This is a genomic window from Paenibacillus phytorum, assembly GCF_013141715.1.
GTDB lineage: Bacteria > Bacillota > Bacilli > Paenibacillales > NBRC-103111 > Paenibacillus_E > Paenibacillus_E phytorum.
On the sequence record NZ_WHOA01000030.1, the window covers coordinates 138,092 to 146,283 of the forward strand.

Annotated in this window: 8 protein-coding genes; 3 read left to right on the top strand and 5 right to left on the bottom strand. The window is 43.8% G+C overall.

From position 1 onward, the window contains the following. The first annotated feature begins 163 nt into the window (after nucleotides 1-163). On the top strand, nucleotides 164-958 hold the full coding sequence (locus GC098_RS05350) for an HAD family hydrolase (RefSeq protein ID WP_246358432.1): 795 nt from the start codon (nucleotides 164-166) through the stop codon (nucleotides 956-958). 550 nt (nucleotides 959-1,508) lie between these two features. Here GC098_RS05350 and GC098_RS39500 read toward each other — a convergent pair. From GC098_RS39500 to GC098_RS05365, 4 genes are all read right to left on the bottom strand, one after another. Beyond that, nucleotides 1,509-1,832 carry a DUF975 family protein gene (locus GC098_RS39500; protein WP_216625158.1) on the bottom strand — a complete coding sequence of 108 codons (324 nt, stop codon included), beginning with the start codon at nucleotides 1,830-1,832 and terminating at the stop codon, nucleotides 1,509-1,511. Further along, entirely contained in the window at nucleotides 1,805-2,263 is a 459-nt protein-coding gene (locus GC098_RS39505) for a hypothetical protein (RefSeq protein WP_216625159.1), read from the bottom strand. The genes GC098_RS39500 and GC098_RS39505 overlap by 28 nt, the downstream gene beginning before the upstream one ends. A 94-nt stretch (nucleotides 2,264-2,357) precedes the next feature. Further along, nucleotides 2,358-3,932 (bottom strand): phytoene desaturase family protein, encoded by a 1,575-nt coding sequence (locus GC098_RS05360; protein WP_171641637.1) that lies wholly within the window; start codon nucleotides 3,930-3,932, stop codon nucleotides 2,358-2,360. A 386-nt stretch (nucleotides 3,933-4,318) separates the two neighbouring features. Next, nucleotides 4,319-5,092, bottom strand: coding sequence for a phytanoyl-CoA dioxygenase family protein (locus tag GC098_RS05365; protein ID WP_171641639.1), 774 nt, complete (start codon nucleotides 5,090-5,092; stop codon nucleotides 4,319-4,321). Between the two features lie 169 nt (nucleotides 5,093-5,261). On the opposite strand from GC098_RS05365, the gene GC098_RS05370 reads away from it, so the two are divergent. Further along, nucleotides 5,262-6,104 (top strand): AraC family transcriptional regulator, encoded by an 843-nt coding sequence (locus GC098_RS05370; protein WP_216625160.1) that lies wholly within the window; start codon nucleotides 5,262-5,264, stop codon nucleotides 6,102-6,104. 65 nt (nucleotides 6,105-6,169) lie between these two features. On the opposite strand, the gene GC098_RS05375 is transcribed toward GC098_RS05370, so the two are convergent. Continuing rightward, on the bottom strand, nucleotides 6,170-7,018 hold the full coding sequence (locus GC098_RS05375) for a phytanoyl-CoA dioxygenase family protein (RefSeq protein WP_171641644.1): 849 nt from the start codon (nucleotides 7,016-7,018) through the stop codon (nucleotides 6,170-6,172). A gap of 167 nt (nucleotides 7,019-7,185) precedes the next feature. Between GC098_RS05375 and GC098_RS05380 the strand changes: the two genes are divergently transcribed. Next, nucleotides 7,186-8,058, top strand: coding sequence for a helix-turn-helix domain-containing protein (locus GC098_RS05380; protein WP_171641646.1), 873 nt, complete (start codon nucleotides 7,186-7,188; stop codon nucleotides 8,056-8,058). Nucleotides 8,059-8,192: the final 134 nt, after the last annotated feature.

The following is an 8,192-nucleotide window of genomic DNA, read 5'->3' on the forward strand; positions in this document are numbered from 1 at the left end:
AATCGCAAGGTTAAATCCATGTAAATTTTGTGTTTTTAATTTGTTTTATTTTGTTTTAGTTGTTTGTTGGTTGTATTTTTTATTGTTTTCTCTAAAATTACGGTTGACTTCCTTTTATTTATGAAGCAAATTATGTATAGAACATATGGGAGGATTATGGATAATGAAACCTATCAAAGCGATTATTTTTGATTTAGACAATACGTTACTGTGGGATGAACAAAGTATAAATGAAGCCTTTCAAGAAACATGTCGTATGGCTTCCGAGTCCGTCAACGTGAATGCTGCAGCACTTGAAAGTGCGGTACGTGAGTCATCTGAGCACCTATTTCGTTCAATGGCCTGTTATGAATTTGCCAAAATGATTGAGGTTACTCACTTGGAAGCACTCTGGGGACGCTTCGATTCCAAAGAGCATCCTTCCTTTCTGGAGCTGGAACAGTTCGCCCCCATCTACCAGAAGGAATCGTGGACACAAGGCTTGTTCAAACTAGGCATCGATGATCCCATACTAGGTGAGAAGCTTGCCGTGCGATTTGCTCGCGAGCGAAGAGAGCGTCCCTTGGTTTATGAGACAACTTTCGAGGTCTTGAATGCTTTGCATCACAATTATCAACTACTGCTAATGACGAACGGCGCTCCAGACTTGCAGCAAGAAAAAGTAGACAGCATTCCTGGTTTAGCAGCTTACTTTGATCATATTCTTATATCCGGCTCCTTCGGCAAAGGGAAACCTGATCCGACTATTTTTGAGCATGCTTTGAATCTGCTTGGTACCACTGTGGAAGAAACGATCATGGTTGGCGATAATTTAGATACGGATATTAGAGGCGCGTTAGGGGTTGGCATGCGGAATGTTTGGATCAATCATCATAACCGTACGGCGCCGATTCATAATCGCCCAAGTTATGAAATCGCTACATTGCCTGAATTGCTGGGTATTTTGAAACCGGAGTAGTGTTAACGAAATAAGAAAGGAAGTATGCGGTTTTTAGGGCTAAACCCACCAAGTGGAGCAACTGTAGCACCCAACGTTCTTCTAAAACACTGACGTTCAGCTAAATAATCCGTTTAAGGTCGTGCTACGGATGACTCAGAAATTCTGTCAACTACAGGAGAAGTTTGTTTTTGGTTTGTGAGGTTGTTTTTGTTGTTTGTGAGGTTAATTGGGTGTCTAATGGGGTTATTTAGGTGTATGTGAGGTTGTTGTCTAAGAAGATTAGCTGTCCGATTATATTCTGTTGCACAATATCCAATGGAATCTTTTAATTGAAGTGTCTAAAAGCAATTCCATTGGATAAATCCAATGTTATTCTCGAAAATGGCTCATGAGAAGGCTTGGAGGAGAATTCCATTGCATATTGTCCAATAGAACGATGCATTTATGAGTAACATGTTAAATTTCATTGTATTTGCTCCAATGGATTTAATCATATTAAATGCTTAAGTATAAAAATAGAGCCTATCGATTTCATCGACAGGCTCATTTTTGCTATTTCCCTCACGAGCTAAACATAAGGCAAATTCAGCTCCGCGCTGCTGCTTATCCCATCATGCAACGCCTGCCCACGAAGGACCAAGTAAAGCTCCGCTTTGGTTGAGTTATAGTAAGGCAGTACGAATAAAACGCCTATTCCCAGTGCTATCGTTCCTAGAATAAACCAACCAATAAAGGAAAGATCCAACACAAACATTTTCCACTTCTGCCCACGTGTCATTTGATTACTGAGATCAACAGCTCTCTTCATCCCAATCCCAGGATTGTCCGCCAAAATATAAGGCGTCATGCTGTATGCATACGACTTCACAATACCTGGAATAATGAGCAGCAAAAACCATAAAAAATTAAGCAGGCCGCTCCAAAACAACCTTTAACAATTGCTAAGTAATTGCCTTTCGTAAACGAATAAACGAGATAGTTCATGTTTACATCATCCTGTGCAGCTTGTTTAAAATATTGCTGTTCGCTAACTTTTAGCGGAGCCACAACGAAGATATTAAAAGCTAACGCCACTAGTCCAATCACGGCTGCCAAGAAGGCAAAGATAAGGATAATAGCGAGACCAGCTCCGTCGGAGACATCACCCATTCCTCCGCTAAACCCCGGAAGACTCATCGATGTACTTCCACCCGAATTATAGGAGCAGCTTGATACCCCGCCACTAACCACGGCCAATACCAAACTAACCAGAAAAGCTTTCCAATACGATGTCCGCAGAACGTTTTTGGCTCTGATCTTTAACTCCCTACGCGTCCAATACAAGTTATCTCCCCCTTCACTGACTATATTTACCACCTATCGTACCGCAGAAACCAGAAAAGCGGAAAATACCTACAGGAGACTCAGCCATTTATCTTTATTTCAGCAGCTTTTGGGCGACTATATAACCCGATCCTCCATTGATCCCGTGCCCTGGCCAAGTTGCTGCACCCAACATATATACGTTTGGAATTTCTGTTTGATGACTCGGCTGCCCCGGTAGTGGCCGAAACAGATAGCTTTGCGCCAAATCATGTGCCCCGCCATATGGATCACCTGGACCAGAATTAGGATTGAATCTGGCAATTGTGTCTGGCGTGACAACGGCATGGCCAATAATGGCACTCGGGATATTAGGGATATGCTTGCCTACAATCGTAAGTACTCGCTCAGTGAAACGCTCTGTAAGCTCCGGTGTCCAACTGCCATCACCTACATCGATAAGACCAGCGGCATCGCCACGAGGACGACAAGGTACCTCAAGCACCTGAATACGCATGATAGCCTTTCCTTCAGGCGCACGAGACGGATCCAGATTCGTGGAACAATCCACAGTGAAAGTCGGCTTGGCTGGAAGCAAATCCGCCATTCCTTGTGCAATGGCTTGTGTGAATCCATCGAGCCCATCTGTTAAATGCGGCTGACCAACCTTAGTAAAGCGAGCATCTGGCCATTGCGGCGGTTCACTCAGAGCGAGATGGATCTGTACACAGCCCCTACCATAGCGGAACCGCTTCGCTTGCTCGATCAGCGGGGGACTAATCTCAGCATCAGCCAAAAGTGAGAGATAGAGCCGATCTGGACTTGTTGACGCAACGACTGCTTGCTTCGCCCGATACTCCTCTCCCTTCGAAGTTCGTACACCAACTGCACGTCCGTTCTTCACTACAATTCGCTCCGCTTCCTGTTCCGTTAGGATGATACCACCTTGGTCCCGAATAAGCTGGGCAAGTGCTTGTGCAAGCTTTTCACTTCCACCTTCAGGAATTGGCATTCCCCCTCCCATTAATGCCATTGCAGTGAGAGGCACCCAAATCCCGCTGCCGACTTCATCAGGCGTACGTCCAAGATGAGATACCCACGGCGCCAACATAGCTCGGAGTACAGGTGATTGAAAGGAACTTACAGTATTACGAGCGGTCGAGAAGATGGATGCCGCAAATTCGGAGTATCCTTTACTTCCCTTATTATGTAATAGTTTCTCGATGATAGTTGAGGCTTTGGAGCGCGATAGATCCAAATTAAATAATGCAAAAACATCTGCTGCATAAGGATTGAATGCCTCGAACATGGACGATAATGCAGCTCCATCGCCAGGGGCAAGTCGTTCGGCTTCTGCCATTAACGCCTCGAACGATCGTGAGAATACAGCCGTTCGCCCGTCCTCCATGGAGACCCCAGTTGGCAGGTCCGTGTTTAAGTAGCGTAACCCGCGAGCCTCAAGCGCTTCGCCAAGGTCGGCATAAGCTGGACCTGTCAATAGAAGAGGATGTGCCGCTGCATAGACATCATGCTTGAACCCCGGTAAAGTAAGCTCCTCCGTACGAAGGAAACCGCCTGGACGATCATTTTTCTCCAGAACGAGTACGCTCCTCCCAGCGCGTGTTAAATAGGCAGCGGTAATTAAAGCATTGTGGCCACTCCCAATTAGGATGACATCAAACGTTTTCAACTCCCATTCCTCCTCACAGTGATTTCCATCATGGATAATACTAACCTAATGGCTGTGAGAGGTTTGCCTCTTCTTGTCGACAGTTCCAATCCTATTTAAATTCGTCATTTTAATAGGTTATAATAGATTTATCTTAAAATAAGAGGGACAGATATGACGGAATCACAACGTATCAATTGCATGAAATGCCCACATTTCTACATTACATGGGATGCCAATTTCCCTAGAGGCTGCAAAGCATACGGCTTCAAAACACAGACAATGCCCAGTCTTAGTGTACTTTCATCTTCCGGCAAGCCCTGTATGAACTTTGAACCAAAAGCAGATTCCAAACAGAAGCAATGATAAAAAAGAGGCATCCCTAGGGCGCCTCCTACTTCCTTCTATTAGATGATTTTAAAATCAGGTTTCACCTTCGTGAAATTCGGATTCTTCCCGCTAACCATAAGACCCATACCCCAATCAAAATGCGTATTTTCGGTCGGAAAATCACTGGCTTCGCGGTATTGGAACAATACATTCCTTCTTGTTCTAGAGCTCTTATTCGACTCTGAACCGTGAATCGTCAAGTAATTGAAGAACAGAACATCACCCGCTTCAGCCACGCAAGGCGTCCCCTCTTTAATCGGATATTCCTTATGATTCAAATAATAAGAGCCAACATGTGGCAAGGAACCGGTGCGATGTGAACCTGGAATGACACGCAGGCAGCCATTCTCCTCATCGGCATGATCCAGATGCACACTTGCAGCTAGCATGGTGTGCTTTTCGTGCGGAAAATAAGGATAATCTTGGTGCATCGGGAAAGCTGCGCCATTCTCTGGCGGTTTAACGAGCATTTTGGAATGGTGCAGCTGCACGTTAGGACCAATAATCTGTGTCAGCACAGCAGCCATATTCGGATGAATCACCGCTCGCATAAACGCGGCATCGTGATAATGCACATCATGAAAGCCTTTTAAGACAAGCTTTTTTAGCTCCTCTGCTGGAAGAAAATCGCCTTGCCATGCTGAATTATGATCATTCTTTGATTGTGCAGCACGGCTAATGATCCCCTCTACGCCTTGTCTCATTTCTTCAACTTCCTGTTGATTGAAAACTCCCTTAACGAGTAAATACCCATTTTCTTTATAAAAATCTACATCTTTTTGTTCGATCATAGTCCCATTTCCTCCATTTATCCGGTTGATATTTATTCGCTTTCTTATTTATAATTATAGGAAAATGAATGGCATTCTGTCTTTTTCTCCAAAGGACACCTTTTTGCAAAATAAGGACATTTTATAATGAAGGATGAAACCTATGTATTTATGTAAAGAAACCGAATCTATGCTTAATGAAGTGCTGAACGTCGTTCATGGACCCGCCGCTTGCTTCAAAATTCAATACTGGGGAGTTAACCATTGCATGTTTGACAATCAACTCCATAAGCATTCTTTCTTTGAGGTTTGTTATATCATAGATGGTGAGGGGGAGTATACGGAAAAAGGTGTTGTCTATCCACTCAGGGCAGGTACTCACTTTTGTTCGAGACCGGGGATTAATCATCAAATTCGTACGAAAGAGGGCTTATTTATTGTTTATGTCGCATTCGAATTAGATGAAACACAGAGCGACGACACCATGCGTGAAGCATTCGACGACTTAGCTGAGCATGCCGAGGTTTGCATTCATGAAGCCGATCATCACCCAACTGCCCACTTGTGGAAATCACTCTTGATTCAAGAAGGGAGGGGGAGCTTACCGCATGCTGCGATTCCCTCGCTTACCTACGCACTTCTAGTATCCTTTCTTTCATTATTCGGAAAAGACATGACTAAACCTTATTTTCACCGTAAAAATACCCATATTCTGCTGCAGCGTGCCAAGCTTTATATCCGCGATAACTTATCCCAGCCTCTTCATCTTGGACATGTTGCTGGTTATCTCAACGTCTCAGAACGTCATCTATCACGCTTATTTTCTGAGGGCATACATGAGACTTTTACCGATTTCATTCGAAGTGAACGCATACGCCAAGCGGCCCATTTGCTTTTGACAAGTGAGCTTTCAATTAAAGAAATCGCCGAAATCACAGGCTTTTCTTCTGTCCATTATTTTTCTCGTACCTTTATGGAAGAGAAGAAGCTGCCACCAGGTAAATTCCGACAGCAGGAGAAGAATCGTTTGTAAGATGGTAACTATTTTCATAAAAAAGCTCGCTCCCCTTGTCAAAATATAAAGGGAGCGAGCTTTGTTTAATTTGCTGAGCGGCTGTAAACCAATGGATTTAAAGCTGTTGCCGCCAAATCGCCTGGTTGAAGACCGGGAAACCACGATTTCAAATCACTCTCACGCGCTTTACTATCCGGCTCGGCTACTCTTATTCCGTCGGCATAATAAATCACCGTCATCACCTTACGCATAGTGTCCGTAGGGTTTCCAGGCGCGCTGTGCAGTGTCCACCCGGAGTGGAATGTTGCATCGCCTGCCTCCATGGCACCATGGGACATCGTTTCGAACCCTTTGCCTTCAATATAGCCAGCAAGCGTTCGGTGGGATTCGTCGGAAATGACCATTTTATTAATGTATCCCATTAGATGGGACTCCGATGCAAATGTCATAGATCCTACCTCTTGAGAAATGGGAACTAACGGCATCCACATGGTAATCGTCTTGTCTGTATCGAGCGGCCAATAAATTTGATCTTGATGCCACGGGGTATGACCTCCGTGAGGTTCTTTAAACAGGGCTTGATCATGATAAATTCGCACCCCGTCCACTCCCATTAAATCAGCCGCGATTTTGGCAAACCTTTTAGCTAGCACGAATCTCCGGATCGCTTCACTTTTCTCCCACAGGTTTGAGATTTGGATAAAGGCCTTACCATACGTATCTCGCTGTTCGAGCGGCTTATCATGATTATTCAACTCTTTCACCAAATGACTAATAGCAGGCTCGTAGGAAGCGATTTCAGACTTGCTTGCCACCTGTCTAAGAACAATATGTCCTTTTTTCTGATAAATTTCTTTCTGCTGCGCAGACAATTCATAGTTGTCTTCCATAGAGGGTAACTCATAACTATTATTTGTTTCCGGAATGCCCATCCTCTGCTCACCTCTTTGTATAATTATAGCTTTATTATAGGAGGCATATGGTGCAAAATCTTTGTCAAACAAGGTTTTATTATTGTCAAAAACAACTGGATTATATGTACAATGAAGGACTACAATAAGACATAAGAAAGAATTATTGGTACTAGAAAGGAAGCTGCATGCTCTACGAATTATTGAAACGACATTCTATTGTACCGTTTGTTAGGCAAAGTGAGTTTGCCGTTCGTAAGCCGTGGATATCTCCGGAACGTAGGTTGCTTGATTACCTATTCGTTTATATTCAAGAAGGCACTTGCTGTTTTTGGGTAGATCATAAGGAGTACATGTTTCAAGCGGGTCAATTCTGCCTCGTTCAACCGGGAAGCTTAGTAACCCTCGAAGGGTTGACTAACACCGTTACGCCTTATATTCATTTTGATTTATGTTATAATTCCGAACGTGAACACAGCTTCCCCACCCGACCCGGTCAGATTGATTTATCACCTTATATGAACCTGATGCAGCCAACAATCAACGATCTATATGGGATTCAAATGCCGGTACATGTCCATCCCTCTAACCCGTCTAAATTGAAAGAAACGCTTTTTCAGGTTATTGAGTATGCCCAGCAACAGGACCCGCTCATACAGCTGAAAACCCAACATCTCGTTACGGAAATTATCATTTCTCTACTAGAGACTTACTTTCAGGCGAAACAGACTCCTGTACATTCGTTCAACTGGATTACTTCTTACTTTTCTAATCATCTAAGCGAACCCATTTCATTAGAGGATATGGCGAATCGTGCTAGCCTATCCATTTCCAGATTCAGTTTCATGTTCAAGCAGCGATATGGTATCTCGCCTCACCAGTATTTAATCAACATGCGGGTTAATCACGCCAAGGAACTGCTCACAAACACAGATCTTAGTCTCGAATCTATAGCGCTCTATTGCGGTTTTGCAGATTTACACCATTTCTCCAAAATGTTCAAGAAAAGAACGGGCTCTACACCTGGTGAACATCGGAAAGCTAGTAAGAGCATCTTGTGAGAAAACCTCTATCGAAGCCATTCAAAGATGAGCGACCGCGTTTAGATGTAGTTTTTATCGCCAATAGGAAAGCCGTTTTCTGGAACATAAAACTTATACTTTCCTATGTGGTAGCACAAAAAAACCCTTCCTCC